The sequence below is a fragment of the Sphingomonas sp. LT1P40 genome (assembly GCF_036663835.1).
In the GTDB taxonomy this organism is placed as follows: Bacteria; Pseudomonadota; Alphaproteobacteria; order Sphingomonadales; family Sphingomonadaceae; genus Sphingomonas.
This window is the reverse complement of sequence record NZ_JAXOJT010000001.1, coordinates 1,448,261-1,466,175: the sequence shown is the minus strand read 5'-3', so window position 1 is coordinate 1,466,175 and position 17,915 is coordinate 1,448,261. Positions and strand designations below refer to the sequence as shown.

Below are 17,915 nucleotides of genomic sequence, written 5' to 3'. Positions count from 1 at the left end.
CTGTGACACGCTATCGCGCGGCATCGCCCGCGACGCTGCGGGTCGAAGCGCTCGACGACCTGACCCTGATCTATCATCGTGCGTCGGGAATAACCCATGTCGTGGATTCACCCGTTCCGGAGCTGATCGCGGTGCTGGCCGAGGCTCTGACGCTGGAGGAGACGCTGGCGGCGCTGGCGGCGGCGCATGATCTGGTTGACCCCGATGCGGGGGCGCTGGCGGCCCGGCTGGACGAGCTGGTCCTGGCGGGCCTGGTCGAGCGCATCTGATGCGCCACTCGACAATGCTGCGGATTGGGCCGGTTGGGTTTCGCGTAGGAAGCGACTGGCGCGCGCCGATTGCGGCGCTGGACGATCTCTACCGCGACTATCCGCAGCCGCAGGACGGTATCCCCGATTTCAACGTCTGCCTGTTCGCGGCGCGACCGTGGCGGCGGTGCGTGCGCCCTTCGGTGCATATCGGCGGCGACTTCGTGCTGCCCGACGCCGCGCCGCTGCCGCTGGCACAGGGGTTGCTCGCGGCCGAAATGGCGATGAATTTGCAAATGGCGCTGGGGCAGCAGCGCTATCTGTTGTTGCACGCATCGACCGTTGAGAAGGACGGCAAGGCGCTGTTGATGACCGGCGAGTCCGGATCGGGGAAGTCGACGCTGGCGGCGCTGCTGATGGCGCGCGGGTGGCGGTTGATGGGGGACGAGTTTGCGCTGGTCGATGCGACGACGGGGAGGGTGCATGCGTTTCCGCGCCTCATCAGCCTTAAGAATGAAGCGATCGGGGTAATGCGGGGCGTGCTGCCGGATGCGCGCTGGGGGCCGCTGCTGGAGGGGACGCCGAAGGGCACGATCCGGCATCTGGTGCCGGATGCCCGAGCGATTGCCGCGATGGATATGCCCGCCGTTCCGACCCTGCTGCTGTTCCCTGGATTCGGATTTGCTGCGGCGGAGCGGGAAGTGTTGCGCAGCGAGTGTTTCGTGCGGCTGACCCAGGCATCGACCAATTATGTGACGATGGGCGAGACGGGGTTCGATGCGCTGACGCGGTTCGTGCGCGAGGTGCCGGCGCGGGCGATCGATTATCCGGATACCGAGTCGGCAATCGCCATGGTCGAGCGGCTGTGGGAGGAATTCGCATGAGCGCCGCGTTGCTCGTCGCCGCGCTGCGCGATCCGCAGACTGTGCTGGTGCTGGACGCTGGCGACTGGACCGGGTTGCTGGCGGCGGCGCGGGCGGAGGTATTGCTTGGGACCCTGGCGCACCGGCTGGACGGGTTGGCGATGCCGGAAAGTGCGCGGCGCGTTTTGGGCGATGCGCGGGCGGTGGCCGAGCAGGGCCGTGTCGCGGCTTTGTGGGAAGCGGAGATGGCGCGGCGCGCGCTGGCCGCGACGGGCATGCCGGTGGTGTTGCTCAAAGGGACCGCGTTTGTTGCCGCAGGTCTGTCGGCGGGGGTCGGGCGGCAGATCGGTGACCTCGACATCCTGGTGCTGCGCGAGCGGATCGAGGAGGCGGAGGCGCTGTTGCTGGCGGCGGGGTGGGAGTGGGTGAAGCCCGATCCCTATGACGATGCCTATTACCGACGCTGGATGCACGAGCTGCCGCCGCTGATCCATCGCGACCGCGACCGGATGATCGATGTGCATCACACGATCCTGCCGCTGACCGCGCGGATCACGCCCGATGCGGCGGCGCTGATCGCGAGCGGCGTATCGCTGAAGAACGGGCTGCTGGTGCTGCCGCCGGAGGGGATGATCGTCCATGCGGCGGCGCATCTGTTCGCGGATGGCGATCTGGCCGGCGGCTTGCGCAACCTGTGGGATATCCGCTGCTTGATCGACGAGTTTGGCGGTGAGGATTTTGCGTTGAAGCTGGCCGTCTGTTCCGCGCATCATGGCCTATCGCACGAGGTCGAGCGGTCGCTTCGGCTGTCGGCGGCGTTGTTTGGAGACGGCGCGGCGTTGACGTTGACCGACCGGCTGTTCGTGCGTCGCCTGCTATCCCGCGACGGCTGGGGACGGCGGACGCGCAAGGGAACCGAGTTCGCCTTCTACCTGCGCGGCCACTGGCTGCGCATGCCGCCGCTCATGCTGGCGCGGCATTTGTGGACGAAGTGGCGGATGGGGCATTCGTCAGCCTGAGCAGGGCGGGGACGAGTTCGTCGAACCCGTCGATCACGGCGTCAGCGCCGAGTTCCTCGACCGGCTGCATCAGGAAGCCGAAGCTGACCGCGATCGACGGAATCCCCGCATTCTTTGCGGCCATGATGTCGTAGATCGAATCGCCGACGAACGCCGAGCGACCGCCGCCGCAACGCCGGATCATCTCGTGGATCGGTGCGGCGGACGGTTTCGCATTGCCCTTGCCCATCGTGTCGCCGCCGATGATGCAGGCGAAGCGGTGGTCGAGGCCGAGTTCGGCGAGCAGCTTCACCGCGAAGCGCTCGAACTTGTTGGTGACGACGGCGGGTTTGACCCCGCGCGCTGTGAGGTCGTCGAGCGCTGCGATCATGCCTGGAAAGGGCAGGGTGCCGTTGGTGAGATTGTTGCCATAAAATTCGAGCAGGGCGGGGTAGGCGCGCGCCATCGCCGCATCGTCATCCCCACCCGATTCGATCAGCCCCTGTTTCAGCATGTTCTTCGCGCCCCCGCCGATCATCGTCCTGATCCGGTCCGCTACAAGCAGGGGCCGTCCGACCAGTGCGAGCGCATGGTTGGTCGCGGCGAGCAGGTCAGCGCTGGTGTCGAGCAAGGTGCCGTCGAGGTCGAAGCCGACAATGTCGAAGGGGAAATCAGCCATGCCGTCGCCGATGCCCGCGATGCTATGGAAATAGCAACATAATCGTGGCAGGGCCGCGCCACGGAGGGACTTCATGACGACGCCACCAATCGCCGCGATCATATTGGCTGCGGGCAGCGGCACGCGGATGAAGTCCGATCTGCACAAGGTGCTGCACCCGATCGCGGGACAGCCGATGCTGCTGCATCTGGCGGACGCGTTCGACAAGGCCGGCGCGGCGGAGAAGGTCGTGGTCGTCGGCGTCCGCCGTGAACAGGTCGAGGCAGCAGTCGCGCCGCTGGGCGTGCGGATCGCGCATCAAGCCGAGCAATTGGGTACGGCGCACGCCGCCCTGATGGCGCGCGAGGCATTGGCCGGGTTTAATGGCATTGCGATCGTGTGTTTCGGGGATACGCCGTTCCTTAAGGCGGAGACCATCGCGGCGATGGCGGCACGGCTGGACGCTGCCGACGCACCGCGCATCGCCGTGCTGGGTTTCCGTCCTGACGATGCCAAGGCTTATGGCCGGATCATCGCGGACGGCGACGGCGCGATCTCGAAGATGGTCGAGTATAAGGACGCCAGCGATACCGAGCGCGCGGTCGATCTGTGCAATTCCGGCGTGACCGCAGTGCGTGCGGCGGACCTGTGGCCGCTGCTCGACCGGGTGGGGAACGACAATGCGGCGGGTGAATATTACCTTCCTGATATCGTCATGCTGGCGCTCGCCGATGGTGACCGTGCGGTCGTGGTCGAGACGTATGCCGACGAAGTGATCGGAATCAACAGCCGCGCCGAACTGGCGTATGCCGAGGAACGCTGGCAGGTCGCAAGGCGCGAGCAGGTGATGGCGGAGGGCGCGACGCTGATCGCACCGCAAACCGTGTGGTTCGCGCATGACACGGTGATCGGACGTGATGTGACGATCGAGCCGAACGTGGTGTTCGGTCCCGGCGTGACGATTGCGGATAACGCGTCGATCCACGCATTCTGCCATATCGAGGGCGCGACGATCGCCTCCGGCGCGTCGATCGGCCCCTATGCCCGGCTGCGGCTCGGCACTGTGGTGGGCGAGGCAGCGCGCGTCGGCAATTTCGTCGAGACCAAGAAGGCCGTGCTCGGCAAGGGGGCGAAGGCCAACCATCTGAGCTATCTGGGCGATGCCGAAATCGGCGCGCGTGCGAATATCGGCGCGGGCACGATCACCTGTAACTATGATGGGTACTTCAAATACCGCACGGAGATTGGCGAGGGTGCGTTCATTGGATCGAACAGCGCTTTGGTCGCGCCGGTGAAGATCGGCGACGGCGCCATTGTCGCCGCCGGATCGGTAATTACCAAGGCTGTCGAGGCGGATGCGCTGGCGCTGGTTCGACCCGAACAGACATCACTTGCGGGCTGGGCGAAGCGCTTTCGTGCGGCGGCATTGGCGCGGAAGGCGGCGAAATGAGCGATATCTACGCCGGCAAGCCGTTTCTGCGCTTGCTCGACAGCTATGTCCTGGACGCGATCGGCGTGCTGGACGCGAAAAGCGACGCTACGCTGACTGCAATGGAGCCAAAGTTCCGTGAGATATTCGGCGCAACCGGCGACTGGCGCACGATCGTGGCACAGCGGATGCAGTTTCCCGACGGGATGGCCGGCGCGATCCGCGAAGTGTGGGTGAAGGGGCGCGCGAAGTTCATTGCGGCGCAAGGCATGAACCCGACCCGGTCGAGTTCACGCGCAACTTCGTGGACACCAACTTCCCGCATTGACATGATATCGTGATATGATATCAGTATATCATTATGACTCGTATCCTTGCCGATCTGCCCGATGAGGACATCAAATGGCTCGACAGCCAGGCTGCCGAGCAGGGCAAGTCGCGCGCCTCCGTGCTGCGGGAGGCGGTAACAAGCTATAAGGCGCAGTCGAAAGGCCCGAATGACAAGGACTGGCTGGATCAGGCTTTCGGCATCTGGAAAGACCGTACCGATATCGGAAATGCTGTCGAATGGCAGCGGCGCGAGCGGGCGTCGTGGACGCGACCGTGGGACGATGATTATGAGGAAGTGAAGGCCGAATTTCCCGATCTGTTCGATGCCGAGGATGATCGGCAGCGGCAGATATATCTGAACATGGTCGCGCGTAACGGCGGCCAGTGGACCGTGCCCGACAAGTGAGCGGCTATTCCTTTGACAGCAATATCCTGATCTATTCCCTGATTGGCGATCCGGTGGCACATGCCGAGATCGCGCGGGTCGATCGCCCATGGATCAGCCGCGTTACGTGGATCGAAGTGCTGTCGAAGGAACGCGGCGCAACGCTGCGCAACATCAACATGTTCCTTGGCGGATTTTCGATCGACGAGCTTGATTCGCGGATTGCTGAACATGCCGCAGCATTGCGGCGTGAACGTCCCCGCCTGAAACTGGCGGATTCGGTCGTGCTCGCATCGGCACAGGTCAACCATCGCATTCTGGTAACAAACAATACGAAGGATTTCCCTGCCAATATGCCGGGCGTCCGTGTCCCCCAATTTCACCAAGGATAGAGACCGACAAATGTGTGGAATCGTTGGCATATTGGGCAATGACGAGGTTGCCGATCGCTTGCTCGACGGGCTGAAGCGGCTGGAATATCGCGGCTATGACTCGGCGGGAATCGCGACCATCGTCGATGGCGCGATCGAGCGGCGGCGCGCGTCGGGCAAGCTGGTCAATCTGGGGCGGGAGCTGGCTGCGAACCCGCTGGCGGGGACGGTCGGCATCGCGCACACGCGCTGGGCGACGCACGGCGGGCCGACGACCAATAACGCGCACCCGCACGCCACCGGCGAAGTCGCGCTGGTCCACAATGGCATCATCGAGAATTTCAAGCCGCTGCGTCAGGAGTTGCTGGCGCGGGGTCGTCGCCTTGAAAGCGAAACCGACACCGAGATCGTGGCACATTTGGTGAGCGAACAGGTCGAGGCCGGGCTGGACCCGGTCGCGGCGGTCAAGGCGGTGCTGCCGCGGCTGCACGGCGCGTTCGCGCTGGCGATCCTGTTCCGCCAGCATCCCGACATGCTGATCGGCGCGCGACTGGGGTCGCCTTTGGTGGTCGGGTACGGCGACGGGGAGACCTATCTGGGGTCCGACGCGCTGGCACTGGCACCGCTGACGCAGCGCATTTCCTATCTGGAAGAGGGCGACTGGGTCGTGCTGACGCGCGAGGGCGCGCAGGTTTATGACGTCGAGAACAATGCCGTTGACCGTCCGATCGTCAATTCGGGCGCTTCGGGGCAGCTCATCGACAAGGGCAACCATCGCCACTTTATGGCCAAGGAAATCTACGAGCAGCCGATCGTGGTGGCGCAGACGCTGAGCGGCTATCTCCAGCGGCTGGAGGAAAAGGTCACGCTGCCGATCCCGGATTTCGACCTGTCGTCGATTCGGCGCGTGACGATCGTGGCGTGCGGCACCAGCTATTATGCCGGGATGGTCGCCAAATACTGGTTCGAGCAGTTCGCGCGGGTCGCGGTCGATATCGATGTCGCATCGGAGTTTCGCTATCGCGCGCCGGTGATGGAGGATGGCGGTCTGATGATCGTCATCAGCCAGTCGGGCGAGACGGCGGACACGCTGGCCGCGTTGCGCCATGCCAAGGCGGAGGGGCAAAAGATCGCCGCCGTCGTCAACGTGCCGACCAGCACGATGGCGCGCGAGGCCGATCTGTTGCTGCCGACCCATGCCGGGCCGGAAATCGGTGTGGCATCGACCAAGGCGTTTACGTGCCAGCTGGCCGTGCTCGCCGCGCTCGCCGCCAATCTCGCCAAGGCCAAGGGGCGGATGACGTCGGACGAGGAAAAGGAAATCGTCAAGCATCTGGCGGAGGCACCGGCGGCGCTGAACGACGCGCTGAGCCGCGACGAGGCGATCGAGGCGATGGCGGGGGCGGTCGCGGGGGCGCGTGACGTGCTGTATCTGGGGCGTGGCACCGATTATCCGCTGGCGCTGGAAGGGGCGCTGAAGCTCAAGGAAATCAGCTATATCCATGCCGAAGGTTATGCGGCGGGCGAGATGAAGCATGGCCCCATCGCCTTGATCGACGAGAATGTGCCGGTGATCGTGATCGCGCCGTCCGGCCCGCTGTTCGAGAAAACCGTCAGCAACATGCAGGAAGTGCAGGCGCGCGGCGGCAAGGTGGTGCTGATCTCCGACGCGGAAGGGATCGCAGCGGCGGGCGAAAATTGCTTGGCGACGATCGAGATGCCGCGGGTCCACCCGCTGATTACGCCGATCGTCTATGCGGTGCCGGTGCAGTTGCTGGCCTATCATGTTGCCGTGGCCAAAGGCACCGATGTGGATCAGCCGCGCAACCTCGCCAAATCGGTCACGGTCGAATAGGCTGGCGCAAATTTCCGGGGGGAATGGGATGCGGTGGTTGTTGATGGGGTCTGTGGCGATGCTGGCGGGGTGCGGGGACAAGGCACCTGCGCCGGCCGAAACGCCGGTGGTTGCGAACGAAGCCGTTGCGGTCGATCCGGCACATCTGAAATGCGACGCGCGGCCCGATTTCGTGGTGCTGCGGCCGGATGCGGTGCTTCAGGACTGCGCATCGGGCAAGGGGCCATCGCCGCGACGTGAAAGCGGGACCATAGTTTATCTGACCGCGGACAAGGCGGCGGATGTCACCGCCTGGTACCGCGAGCAGGCGAAGGCGTTCGAGCTGCAGGATGCGCTGGTCGCCGACGCCCCCGCACCGATGTATTCGGCCAAGGACGGCACGAAGCGCAATTTCATGGTGCTGACCGAGACCGCGGGGAAAAAGACGAAGGTCACGGTCAACTGGGGCCGCGATACCTGAACGCGCAATGCGCGCATGCGGCTTGCCCCTGCGCCGATCGCGGCATATCCCCTCACGACGCCAAGCGGAGACTCTTGTGAACTTGATTCCCGACGTCGCACTCGCCGAAAATACCAGCCAGCGACTGCCCTGTGTCGTCGTGCTCGACGGGTCGACCTCGATGGCCGAGGGCGGCGCGATCGACGCGCTGAACGAGGGGCTGCGTCTGCTGGAGGCCGATCTGAAGGCCGACGATGTCGCGCGGCAGAGGGTGCGCATACTTGTGCTGCGGATCGGCGCGCCCAACGATGTCGAGGTGGTCAGCGACTGGGTCGATGCGATAGAGTTCGAGGCGCCGGAGATCGAGGCAAACGGGACGACGCCGCTGGGCGCGGGCGTGCGGCGCGCGCTGGAAGAGATCGAGATCGAGAAAGAACGCTACCGCGACAACGGCATCCCGTACAACCGGCCATGGATGTTCGTGCTGACCGATGGCGAGCCGACCGACCTCGACTGGGAAACGGCGGCGAAGGAGTGCAAGGCGGCGGAAGAGGCCGGGCATGTCAGCATTTTTTGCGTCGGCGTGGGTGAGGCGAATGTCGGCAAGCTCGCCAAATTCTCACCGCGTCAGCCGCTGATGTTGAAAGGACTGGCGTTCCGCGAGTTCTTCCTGTGGCTCAGCCGCAGCGCGCGGGCCGGATCGCAAGCTGGCCCGTCGGATGCGATCCAGATGGCGGCACCGTCCGACTGGGCCGTGATCCCCGGCCGGAGCTGACGGCGCGATGACGGCATCCTGGCGCTTTGCCGCGACGTCGGTGGCCGGTCCCCGGCACGCCGAAGCGGGTGAGCCGTGCCAGGACAGCCATGTCGTAAAGGTCACCGATAGCGGCGCGCTGATCGCGGTGGTGTCCGATGGTGCCGGATCGGCGGCGTTTGGTGCGGAGGGTGCGGCGCTGATCTGCGATCGGGTCGCCGCACGCTTGCAGGTTGCGCTGGACTGGGGATTTGCGCGCAACTGTTCACGTGCGATGCTGGCCGGCGCGTGCCGCGGCGTGCGCGATGCCGTGGTCGATGCGCGAGCAAACCTGACTGCGCTGGCAACGGAGCGCGGTGCGGCGATCGGCGATTTTCACGCGACGTTGGTGGGGGTCGCGCTGCTGCCCGGACGCGGCGGCATTTCCTTTCATATCGGCGACGGCGCGGCGCTTGCGGTCGCGGCGGATTCGCGCTGGCAATTGTCGCCGCCCGCGAACGGCGAATATGCCGACACGACCTATTTCTACACCGAACCCGGCTGGCGCAGCCGCTTGCGCTTTCGCCGGATCGAACCCGGCTTTGAAACTGTGTTCGTGATGACCGATGGCGTGACCGATCTGGCGCTGTCGAAACAGGGTGCGCGCAGCGAGCCGCATATGCCGTTCTTCGATCCGATCGCGCGGTTCCTCACCGGTGCCAGCCGGGAAGAGGGGGAGCGCGCGCTGCATGCCACGCTGGACAGCCCGACGATGCGGGAGCGGACGAGCGACGACAAGACGCTGGTCTGGGCCAGCGCGGTGGCGCCATGAGCAAGGCATGGGTCTATACCGGGCGCGATCGGGGTGCCGAACGGCTGGAGCTGGGACGGCTGCTGGGCGAGGGCGCAGCGGGCAAGGTCTATGCGCTGCCGGGGCGTCCGGGCAGCGCCGCCAAACTGTATCACGACGACAAGACCCGCAAGACCGACGAGGCCAAGATCGACGCGATGCTCGCGCGACCGCCGCAACTGCCGCACGCCGAGCATGAAGGGATGGACTATCCGCAAGTCGCCTGGCCCGAGGCGAAGCTGTACGATGCGAAGGGCGATTTCGCCGGTTTCCTGATGCCGGAAATCGACTTTTCGCGCTCTACGAGTCTGGTCAATCTGCTCCAGAAATCGAGCCGTCGGGCCGAGGGGATTTCGGACTATTACGGCTATCGCGTGCTGGTCGCGCGCAACCTGGCGTCGGTGTTTGCCGAACTGCACCGCGCCGGACATCATATGATCGACATGAAGCCCGCGAACCTGCGCTTCTATCCGGCGGTGAGCTGGATGGCGGTGGTGGATGCCGATGGCTTCAGCATCGCGGGCAAGCGCAAGCGGATCGCGGCGGAACAGGTCAGCGACGAATATATCGCGCCCGAAAGCTGGCAGAAAAAGCCCGCCGAGCTGGGTGAGGAGCAAGATCTGTTCGGTCTGGCCGTCATCATCTTTCAGCTGCTGAACAACGGCCTCCACCCTTTTGCCGGGGCGGCCAAGGGGGCGGGGCAGGCCACCGATTTGCAGGGCCGGATTCTGGAGGGCCTTTATTCCTATGCGCTGCACCCGGTGGCCGGGGCGTCGCCGGGGGCGGCAAGCATTCACAAGACCTTCCGCCGCTCGACGCGCAAACTGTTCGATCGCGCGTTCCTGAACCCCGCCGACCGGCCGAATGCGGCGATGTGGCGCGATCATCTCGATGCGCTGGTCGGTATGCTGGTGCCGTGCGAGGCAAAGCCACTGGAGCATGCCCATTTCGGCACCGGATGCGGCTTTTGCGCGCATGAGGCGCGGTTGCTGTCGGCGGCAATTGCCAGGGCGAAGAAGGCAGACCGACGGCCGCGCGGCGTGCCGCTCGGGGCTCCGGCCGCCCCCACCGCCACCGTGCCGCACATCGCGCCGCCCCGGCGTGGCAGTCGCTCGCCCGTAAGCACCGCGCTGACCGCAAGCCCGATCCGTCGGAAACGGGGCGGCAATCCGCGTTTCTGGAAAGCGGCCGCGCCTGTCGCAATCTTGTGCGGCCTGCTCGCGGTGGCGGCCGCTTCGCCTTGGCAATCGTCTTTGTCGGGCGAAGAAATGGATCAGAACCGCGTCGCCGCGATGGAAAGCGAGCCCGAGGCTGTGCCGGTGCGTTTTGTCGGCGCACAGCGGACCACGGGAGCGCCACCATCGGCCTTGTCGATCGCATCGACACCCCGCGCGACCGTTGAACCGACCCCGCCGACGATAAAGGGGCCGCAGGACCTGTCATGGCCGGGCGGGCAGCGAGGTCGTGTTCCGGAGTTGTCCGCGCGCGCCGCGAGCCTCGCGGATCGGGACGCCGATGCCCGATTCGCGTGCGAGCACCGCAATGGCTGGATCGAACGAAGGCTGTGCGAACGTCCCGAACTCGCCGCAGCGCATGAAACCGTCAGCGAGCGTTACCAGCTGTTGCTGACGCACAGCACCGGCGACACCCGCCGCTTGCTGGCCGACGGGCAGCAACGCTGGCTCGACGCGCGCGGACGATGCGTGCTGGCGGTAAAGCCGGACAGCTGCCTGTCGCAAAGTTACAGCGGGCGGATGGCGGACATCGCCGCGCTGGAAGGCGCGTGATCATTTTACCGTGGCGTCGGCTGATTCTGGGGCTGATTCTGGCGCTTTTGCTGCTGCCGGGCGTATCGATCGGGAGTGCGCAGGCGCAGCGCCGGGACGGTCCGCTGATCCTAGCGGCGGCGAGTTTGCAGGAATCGATGACCGTTGCCGCTGATGTATGGGCGCGCCGGGGCCATGCCCGGCCGGTGCTTTCGTTCGCATCGTCATCGTCACTGGCGCGTCAGGCGGCGGCGGGGGCGCGGGCGGATTTGTTTATCTCTGCCGATGAGAAATGGATGGACGTGCTGGAGAGAAGCGGCCTGATCGTCAGTGGTACGCGCACCGCGTTTTTGGGGAACCGGCTGGTGCTGGTCGTGCGGGCCGGGTTGCCCGTCGCGCCGCGCCCGCTTGCGGCGATGCTGCGCGGACGGATCGCGGTCGCCGATCCTGCGTCGGTCCCGGCGGGACGCTATGCGCAGGCGGCGCTCGAACAACTGAAGCTGTGGCGCGCCGCGTCGCCGCTGCTGGTGCGGGCGGAGAATGTCCGCGCCGCGCTGGCGCTGGTCGAGCGTGGCGCGGCTCCTACCGGCATCGTCTATGCCACCGACGCGCGCGCATCGCGGCGGGTGCGCGTCGCGGGCGTGTTTCCGGCGTCGAGCCATCCACCGATCGTCTACCCGCTCGCGCGCCTGAAGGCATCCAGCCATCCCGATGCCGAGCCGTTTCGCCGGTTCCTGCTTTCACGCGCAGGCCGCGCGATCTTCACGCGCCACGGCTTTTCCCGCCGCTGATGCCGGAGGCGGGGCTATGGGCGGTGGTAGGGCTGTCGCTGCGGGTCGGCCTTGTCGCCACCGCCGCGACGTTGCCGCTGGCCTTTGCGCTCGCCTATCTGCTCGCGCGCGGACGGTTCCCGGGCAAGGTCGTTCTGGACGCGGTCGTGCATTTGCCGCTGGTCGTGCCGCCGGTCGTCACCGGCTGGCTGTTGCTGCTCGCTTTCGCACCCGCAGGGCCGGTTGGCGGATGGCTCGATCGCTGGTTCGGGGTGAGCGTTATGTTCAGCTGGACCGGGGCCGCGATTGCGGCGGGCGTGATGGCGCTGCCGCTGATGGTGCGCGCAATGCGGCTGTCGATCGAGGCGGTCGACCGGCGGCTGGAAAGCGCGGCGCGAACGCTGGGTGCCGATCGACGCCGCGTGTTCTGGACGATCACGCTGCCGCTCAGCCTGCCCGGCATTCTTGCCGCCGCCGTGCTGGGGTTCGCGCGCGCGCTGGGCGAATTCGGCGCGACGATCACCTTCGTTTCCAACGTGCCGGGCGAGACGCAGACGCTGCCGCTGGCAATCTATGCCGCGTTGCAGATGCCCGACGGAGAGCGACAGGTGCTGTGGCTGTCGCTGATCGCGGTCGCGCTGTCGCTCGCTGCGTTGATCGCGTCCGAACTGCTCGTGCGGCGGGCGGGACGGGGGCTCCATGTCCTTTGACATCGCAGTCGAGAAGCGGCTGGGCGACACCGATATCGCCTGCCGGATCGAGAGCGGCGACCGGATTACCGTGTTGTTCGGCCCATCCGGGGCGGGCAAGACCAGCGTCCTCAACATGGTGGCGGGACTGTTGCTGCCCGATGCCGGACATGTGCGGGTTGCGGACGAGACGCTGTTCGATGCCGCCACCGGCGTGAACCTACCACCCGAACGGCGCGGTGCGGGCTATGTCTTTCAGAATTCGCGCTTGTTTCCGCATCTGCGGGTCCGTGCCAACCTTGCCTATGGAAGCGACGGCGATGTCACGGCGTTCGCGCGGCTGACGCATGTGTTGGGCATCGATCATCTGCTCGACCGCTGGCCGCGCAGCTTGTCGGGTGGGGAAGCGCGACGGGTAGCCATCGGTCGCGCACTGCTCGCCAAGCCGCGCTTCCTGTTGCTCGACGAGCCGCTATCGTCGCTCGATCGCCCGCGGCGCGAGGAGATCATGGGCGTGATCGAGCATTTGCGCGACGACGCCGCGCTCCCGATCCTGCTGGTCACACACGACAGCGGGGAGGCCGAGCGGCTGGGGGATCGGATCATCGAGATTTAGATGGGGCGTTGGAGCGGGTGAAGGGAATCGAACCCTCGTCGTGAGCTTGGGAAGCTCCTGCTCTGCCATTGAGCTACACCCGCATTCCGTCGCCGCCATATGACGTGGATCGTGCGCGGTTCAAGTCCCTTCTTGAACTTGCGGCCGTTCAAGCTGCATGGGCGTTGTCACGGAGGGATTGCCAAATGAAGCTGCGCTCATTGTTGTTCGTACCCGGCGACCGGCCCGATCGGATGGACAAGGCGCTGGCATGCGGTGCGGATGCGCTGATCTTGGATCTCGAGGATTCGGTCGTTCCGGCGAAGAAGGACGAGGCGCGGGCGGCAATCGCCGCATTTCTGGCTCGACCGCATCCCGGTGTCGGCCGCTGGGTTCGCATCAATCCGCTCGATTCGGGAATGACGGGGGACGATCTGGCGGCGGCTACGGGGGCGGACGGCATCGTGCTGCCCAAATCCGCGTCGGGCGCGGATGTCGCGGGGCTGGATGCGATGCTGGACGGGGTCAGCGCACAAATCCTGCCGATAGCGACCGAGACGCCGGCGGCGATATTCGGGCTAGGCAGCTATGCCGGTTGTTCGCCGCGACTGGCTGGAATCACCTGGGGGGCGGAGGATCTGCCCGCCGCGATCGGCGCGGTGTCGTCGCGGGAGGCGGATGGCGGTTATACACCGCCCTATGAGGTGATCCGCGCACTCACCCTGTTCGGCGCGCATGCGGCGGGGGTGGCGGCGATCGAAACGGTCTATCCCGATTTCCGCGATCTTGAGGGACTGGAGGCCTATTGCGCGCGGGCAATGCGTGACGGGTTTACGGGGATGATGGCAATTCATCCGGCGCAGGTGGCGGTCATCAACGCGGCCTTTACGCCGAGCGAGGCGGCGGTGGCCCACGCCCGCGCCGTCGTGACGGCGTTTGCGGCGAATCCGGGCGCGGGTGCATTGCAGCTGGACGGCAGGATGATCGATGCGCCGCATCTGAAACAGGCGCAGGCGTTACTGAAGCGCGCGGGGGCGGCGTGATCGGGTACTTCCATCGAGCCGATCTGGAGCGGTTGCGCGTTGCCGGGCGGTATCGGTCGCTGACGCCGCGCACCGGCGTGGATTTCGCGTCGAACGACTATCTGGGGCTGGCGAACGATCCCCGGCTGCGCGCGGCAGTGGCGGACGCGCTGGCGCGCGGTGTGGCGGTGGGTTCGGGCGGGTCGCGGCTGCTGCGCGGTAACGATCCCCAGATCGAGGCACTGGAAGCGATGGCGGCGGCGACCTTTGGCAGCGAGGCGGCGTTGTTCTTCTCGTCGGGCTTTGCGGCAAACACGGCGTTGCTCGCGGCGCTGCCGCAACGGGGTGATCTGATTGTCTATGACGCGCTGGTGCATGCGAGCATGCATGACGGGCTGAAACTGGCGCGCGCCGCTTCAGTCGCGGCGGAGCATAACGATGCGCAGGCATTCGAGGATGCGATCCGTGACTGGCGCGCACGGGGCGGGAAGGGGACGCCGTGGATCGCGGTGGAGAGCCTGTATTCGATGGACGGCGACCGCGCGCCGCTGGCGGAACTGGTGGAGATCGCCGAGCGCCACGATGCGATGCTGCTGATCGACGAGGCGCATGCGACGGGCGTGTGGGGTGAAGGAGGGCTGGGGCTGGCCGGATGGCTGGAAGGGCGGCCCAACGTGATTACGCTGCGCACCTGCGGCAAAGCGCTGGGGTGCGAGGGGGCGCTGGTGCTGGGGCCGCGCGTGTTTATCGATTTTCTGGTCAATCGTGGGCGGCCGTTCATCTTCTCGACCGCGCCGTCGCCGCTGATGGCTGCCGCCGTTTGGGAGGCATTGCGGATCGCGCTGGACGAACCGGAGCGGCGGACACGACTGCATAAATTGATCGCGCATGCCGAGCGCGTGCTGGTTCCGCTGGGCGTCACAGCGACGGGATCGCAGATATTGCCGTTGATTGTCGGGGGCGATGTCGAGACGATGGCGCGTGCAGCGGCGGTGCAGGCGAGGGGGTTTGACGTGCGCGGCATTCGCCCGCCGACGGTCCCCTTCGGCACGGCGCGGCTGCGCATTTCACTGACGCTGAACGTGACCGAGGCGGATGTCGATGCATTGGCGGAGGCGCTCTCGTGATCATCGTCACCGGCACCGATACCGGCGTGGGCAAGACGGTCGCGGCGGCGGCGCTGGCGTGGCGGTTGGGCGCGGCTTACTGGAAGCCGGTGCAGGCGGGGCTGGACGACGAGTCCGACAGCGCGGTGGTCGCACGGCTGGCGGGGGTTGAAGTGCTGCCCGAGGCGTATCGGTTGACGACGCCGTGCTCGCCGCATCGTGCGGCCGAGATCGACGGCGTGACGATCGACCCCGATCGCCTTAACCCGCCTGCTGGTCGGGTGGTGATCGAGGGGGCGGGGGGCGCACTGGTGCCACTAACCCGCGACATGCTATTCGCCGATTTGTTCGCACGTTGGGGGCTGCCGGTGGTGATCGTGGCGCGCACCGGCTTGGGGACGATCAACCATAGCTTGATGACGATCGAGGCGTTGCGGGCAAGGCGTGTCACCATCGCGGGCATCCTGTTTTGCGGCGACGAAGTGGCGGACAGTCAGGCGACGATCTGTGCGATGGGTAGCGTGCGATCGCTGGGACGGCTGCCGCAACTCGATCCCCTGACGCCGGAGACATTGCGGGCCGCCGCCGCGACGCTTGAGGTGGAGGGACTATGACCTCGCCCATCTGGCATCCCTTTACGCAGCATGGGCTGAACGAGCCGGTGCCGCTGGTAACGCATGCCGAGGGGGCGGCGCTCTATACGGCGGACGGACGGCGGGTGATCGACGCGATTTCGTCCTGGTGGGTGACGACGCACGGGCATTGTCATCCACGGATCATGGCGGCGATCCGGGCGCAGAGCGAGAAGCTCGACCAGTTGATCTTTGCGGGCTGGACGCACGAACCCGCCGAGACGCTGGCGCGCGAACTGGTGGCGATGATGCCGCGCCCGCTGAACCACGTGTTCTATTCCGATAGTGGCTCGACGAGCGTGGAAGTCGCGCTGAAGATGGCGCTCGGTCATTTCGCCAATCGCGGTGAGGATCGCAGCCGCATCGTGGTAATTGAGGGCAGCTATCACGGCGACACGATCGGCGGCATGTCGATCGGCGCGCGCGGGGTGTTCAACAACAGCTATGCCCCGCTGTTGTTCGACGTGGACGTTATCCCGTTCCCCGAACCCGGCCGGGAATTCCTGACGGTGGATGCGCTGGAGCGGGCCTGCACGGCGCGCCCGGCACCCGCCGCGCTGATCGTCGAGCCGATGATCCTGGGGGCGGGGGGCATGCGCATCTATCTGCCCGGCGTGCTCCGCGCGATGCGGGAAATGTGCGCGGCGCATGGCGTGCTGTTCATCGCGGACGAGGTGATGACCGGATGGGGCCGCACCGGCGCGTTGCTGGCATGCGAATGGGCCAAGATCGTGCCGGACTTGCTCTGTCTGTCGAAAGGGCTGACTGGCGGGTCGCTGCCGTTGGCGGTGACGATGGCGACGCCCGAGATTTTCGAGAGCCACCGGTCGGACGATCGGGCAAAGATGTTCTTTCATTCGTCGAGTTACACGGCGAACCCCATCGCATGCGCGGCGGCGGTGGCGAATTTGGGCATCTGGCGCGACGAGCCGGTGCTGGAGCGGGTGGAAGATCTGGCGTTGCGCCAGACGGCGCATTCCTCAGCGTTGCGGGATAAGGTCAATAACCTCCGTCAGTTAGGGACGATTGTCGCTATGGAGTTCGAGGCACCCGAGGGGGCGTATCTGTCCGCGCTGGGGCCGAAGCTGATGACCTTTTTCCGCGAGCGGGACGTATTGCTGCGACCGCTGGGCAACACGGTTTACATTATGCCGCCTTATTGCATTTCCGACGACGATCTCGCTCGCGTCTATGCGGTCATCGGCGAGGCGTTAGCCCTGTAGATCTGAGCGGTGGCGGGTGGCGAGGCTGGTGAGCCAGTCGACGAACGCTGCGACCTGGCCGAAATGCCGGGTTTCCTCGTGGGTAACGAGCCAGAAGCTGCGTTTGATATGAACGTCCGGCAGCACCCGTTCGAGCGTGGGGTCGGCATCGCCGATGAAGCAGGGGAGGACCGCGACGCCTGCGCCCGCCACCGTCATGCGATACTGGGCATTGATGCTGGAGGAACGCAGTTGTGGTTCGTGCGCGCCGGGGATTTCGTCGAGATAGCGCAGTTCGGGGGCGTAGAGGATGTCGGGGACATAGCCGATCAGGCGGTGGTTTTTGAGATGGTCGGTGATCGTCAGCGGTGCCGCAGCGGCGAGATAATCGCGCGATGCATAGAGGCGCAAGCTATAGTCGGCGAGCTTGCGGGTGAGCAGCGGGCCACGTCGGGGGCGGGCGAGCAGGACCGCGACATCGGTCTCGCGTCGCGTGGGATTGAGGAAGCCGCTATTGGCAACGAGGTCGATCGACATGCCCGGATGCGCGTCGGCCAATGAGCCCAGATGACGGCTGACGAACCAGGTGCCGAAGCCTTCGGACACGCTGACGCGAATCGTGCCGCGCACCGGGCCGTCGGGATCGCCGCGACCGATCGCGGCAGCCGTGCGCTCCATCGCACGAGCGTGGGTCAGCAGGCGTTCGCCGGCGGGCGTCAACGACTGGCCGTCCGGGCCTTGCTCGAACAAGCGCTCGCCGAGTGATTGTTCGAGGCGGCGCAGGCGGCGTCCGGCGGTGGTGGCATCGATTTCAAGCGATTGGGCGGCCTTCACCAACTGCCCGGTGCGCGCGATGGCGAGGAAAATGGGGAGGTCGCTCCAGTCCATTACCTGCAAATATGCAGCTTATGGCTGCATGTCGATGGGTTGCCGTGGCGATACGTGGAGGTGCATCAGGAAAAAAAGGAGAGGTT

21 protein-coding genes and 1 tRNA gene are annotated in these 17,915 nt (G+C 65.9%); 19 read left to right on the top strand and 3 right to left on the bottom strand.

Annotation, left to right across the window (positions count from 1 at the left end):
• Window positions 1-2 precede the first annotated feature (2 nt).
• Genes U1702_RS07225 through U1702_RS07215 form a run of 3 tightly spaced genes read left to right on the top strand, consistent with a single transcriptional unit; the run spans window position 3 to window position 2,130 of the window.
• The gene (locus tag U1702_RS07225; RefSeq protein ID WP_332723346.1) at window positions 3-269 is read left to right on the top strand and encodes an HPr-rel-A system PqqD family peptide chaperone; all 267 of its coding nucleotides are present in this window, start codon (window positions 3-5) and stop codon (window positions 267-269) included.
• Complete coding sequence (locus U1702_RS07220) at window positions 269-1,132, top strand: HprK-related kinase A (RefSeq protein WP_332723345.1); 864 nt, start codon at window positions 269-271, stop codon at window positions 1,130-1,132. The genes U1702_RS07225 and U1702_RS07220 overlap by 1 nt, the downstream gene beginning before the upstream one ends.
• Entirely contained in the window at window positions 1,129-2,130 is a 1,002-nt protein-coding gene (locus U1702_RS07215; protein ID WP_332723344.1) for a nucleotidyltransferase domain-containing protein, read from the top strand. Before U1702_RS07220 ends, U1702_RS07215 begins: the two co-directional genes overlap by 4 nt.
• On the opposite strand, the gene U1702_RS07210 is transcribed toward U1702_RS07215, so the two are convergent.
• On the bottom strand, window positions 2,075-2,788 hold the full coding sequence (locus tag U1702_RS07210) for an HAD-IA family hydrolase (protein ID WP_332723343.1): 714 nt from the start codon (window positions 2,786-2,788) through the stop codon (window positions 2,075-2,077). The genes U1702_RS07215 and U1702_RS07210 overlap by 56 nt on opposite strands.
• 73 nt (window positions 2,789-2,861) lie before the next feature.
• On the opposite strand from U1702_RS07210, the gene glmU reads away from it, so the two are divergent.
• The 12 genes from glmU (at window position 2,862) to U1702_RS07150 (ending at window position 13,000) form a co-directional block, all read left to right on the top strand.
• Window positions 2,862-4,217 (top strand): bifunctional UDP-N-acetylglucosamine diphosphorylase/glucosamine-1-phosphate N-acetyltransferase GlmU, encoded by a 1,356-nt coding sequence (glmU, locus tag U1702_RS07205; protein ID WP_332723342.1) that lies wholly within the window; start codon window positions 2,862-2,864, stop codon window positions 4,215-4,217.
• Complete coding sequence (locus U1702_RS07200; protein WP_332723341.1) at window positions 4,214-4,537, top strand: hypothetical protein; 324 nt, start codon at window positions 4,214-4,216, stop codon at window positions 4,535-4,537. Before glmU ends, U1702_RS07200 begins: the two co-directional genes overlap by 4 nt.
• A 20-nt stretch (window positions 4,538-4,557) precedes the next feature.
• Window positions 4,558-4,932 (top strand): ribbon-helix-helix protein, CopG family, encoded by a 375-nt coding sequence (locus tag U1702_RS07195; RefSeq protein ID WP_332723340.1) that lies wholly within the window; start codon window positions 4,558-4,560, stop codon window positions 4,930-4,932.
• Complete coding sequence (locus tag U1702_RS07190) at window positions 4,929-5,303, top strand: type II toxin-antitoxin system VapC family toxin (RefSeq protein ID WP_332723339.1); 375 nt, start codon at window positions 4,929-4,931, stop codon at window positions 5,301-5,303. Before U1702_RS07195 ends, U1702_RS07190 begins: the two co-directional genes overlap by 4 nt.
• 10 nt (window positions 5,304-5,313) lie before the next feature.
• Entirely contained in the window at window positions 5,314-7,137 is a 1,824-nt protein-coding gene (gene glmS / locus U1702_RS07185; protein ID WP_332723338.1) for a glutamine--fructose-6-phosphate transaminase (isomerizing), read from the top strand.
• Between the two features lie 28 nt (window positions 7,138-7,165).
• A complete protein-coding gene (locus U1702_RS07180; protein WP_332723337.1) occupies window positions 7,166-7,597 on the top strand; it encodes a hypothetical protein in 432 nt (143 codons plus the stop codon).
• Between the two features lie 76 nt (window positions 7,598-7,673).
• A complete protein-coding gene (locus tag U1702_RS07175; RefSeq protein ID WP_332723336.1) occupies window positions 7,674-8,351 on the top strand; it encodes a vWA domain-containing protein in 678 nt (225 codons plus the stop codon).
• 7 nt (window positions 8,352-8,358) lie between these two features.
• Window positions 8,359-9,141, top strand: a complete 783-nt coding sequence (locus tag U1702_RS07170; protein WP_332723335.1) for a PP2C family serine/threonine-protein phosphatase — start codon at window positions 8,359-8,361, stop codon at window positions 9,139-9,141.
• Window positions 9,138-10,946 (top strand): hypothetical protein, encoded by a 1,809-nt coding sequence (locus U1702_RS07165; protein ID WP_332723334.1) that lies wholly within the window; start codon window positions 9,138-9,140, stop codon window positions 10,944-10,946. Before U1702_RS07170 ends, U1702_RS07165 begins: the two co-directional genes overlap by 4 nt.
• Window positions 10,943-11,716 carry a molybdate ABC transporter substrate-binding protein gene (modA, locus tag U1702_RS07160; RefSeq protein ID WP_443026808.1) on the top strand — a complete coding sequence of 258 codons (774 nt, stop codon included), beginning with the start codon at window positions 10,943-10,945 and terminating at the stop codon, window positions 11,714-11,716. The genes U1702_RS07165 and modA overlap by 4 nt, the downstream gene beginning before the upstream one ends.
• Entirely contained in the window at window positions 11,716-12,405 is a 690-nt protein-coding gene (gene modB, locus U1702_RS07155) for a molybdate ABC transporter permease subunit (protein WP_332723333.1), read from the top strand. The genes modA and modB overlap by 1 nt, the downstream gene beginning before the upstream one ends.
• The gene (locus tag U1702_RS07150) at window positions 12,395-13,000 is read left to right on the top strand and encodes an ATP-binding cassette domain-containing protein (RefSeq protein ID WP_332723332.1); all 606 of its coding nucleotides are present in this window, start codon (window positions 12,395-12,397) and stop codon (window positions 12,998-13,000) included. Before modB ends, U1702_RS07150 begins: the two co-directional genes overlap by 11 nt.
• Before the next feature lie 9 nt (window positions 13,001-13,009).
• Here U1702_RS07150 and U1702_RS07145 read toward each other — a convergent pair.
• Window positions 13,010-13,083: transfer RNA gene (locus U1702_RS07145), tRNA-Gly, on the bottom strand.
• 102 nt (window positions 13,084-13,185) lie between these two features.
• Between U1702_RS07145 and U1702_RS07140 the strand changes: the two genes are divergently transcribed.
• Genes U1702_RS07140 through U1702_RS07125 form a run of 4 tightly spaced genes read left to right on the top strand, consistent with a single transcriptional unit; the run spans window position 13,186 to window position 16,962 of the window.
• Window positions 13,186-14,022: an HpcH/HpaI aldolase/citrate lyase family protein gene (locus tag U1702_RS07140; protein ID WP_332723331.1), complete on the top strand. Its 837-nt coding sequence runs from the start codon at window positions 13,186-13,188 to the stop codon at window positions 14,020-14,022.
• A complete protein-coding gene (locus U1702_RS07135; protein ID WP_443026807.1) occupies window positions 14,019-15,128 on the top strand; it encodes an 8-amino-7-oxononanoate synthase in 1,110 nt (369 codons plus the stop codon). The genes U1702_RS07140 and U1702_RS07135 overlap by 4 nt, the downstream gene beginning before the upstream one ends.
• The gene (gene bioD, locus U1702_RS07130; RefSeq protein ID WP_332723330.1) at window positions 15,125-15,721 is read left to right on the top strand and encodes a dethiobiotin synthase; all 597 of its coding nucleotides are present in this window, start codon (window positions 15,125-15,127) and stop codon (window positions 15,719-15,721) included. Before U1702_RS07135 ends, bioD begins: the two co-directional genes overlap by 4 nt.
• Window positions 15,718-16,962, top strand: coding sequence for an adenosylmethionine--8-amino-7-oxononanoate transaminase (locus U1702_RS07125; RefSeq protein ID WP_332723329.1), 1,245 nt, complete (start codon window positions 15,718-15,720; stop codon window positions 16,960-16,962). Before bioD ends, U1702_RS07125 begins: the two co-directional genes overlap by 4 nt.
• On the opposite strand, the gene U1702_RS07120 is transcribed toward U1702_RS07125, so the two are convergent.
• Window positions 16,951-17,829 (bottom strand): LysR family transcriptional regulator, encoded by an 879-nt coding sequence (locus U1702_RS07120; RefSeq protein WP_332723328.1) that lies wholly within the window; start codon window positions 17,827-17,829, stop codon window positions 16,951-16,953. The genes U1702_RS07125 and U1702_RS07120 overlap by 12 nt on opposite strands.
• Between the last annotated feature and the right edge of the window lie 86 nt (window positions 17,830-17,915).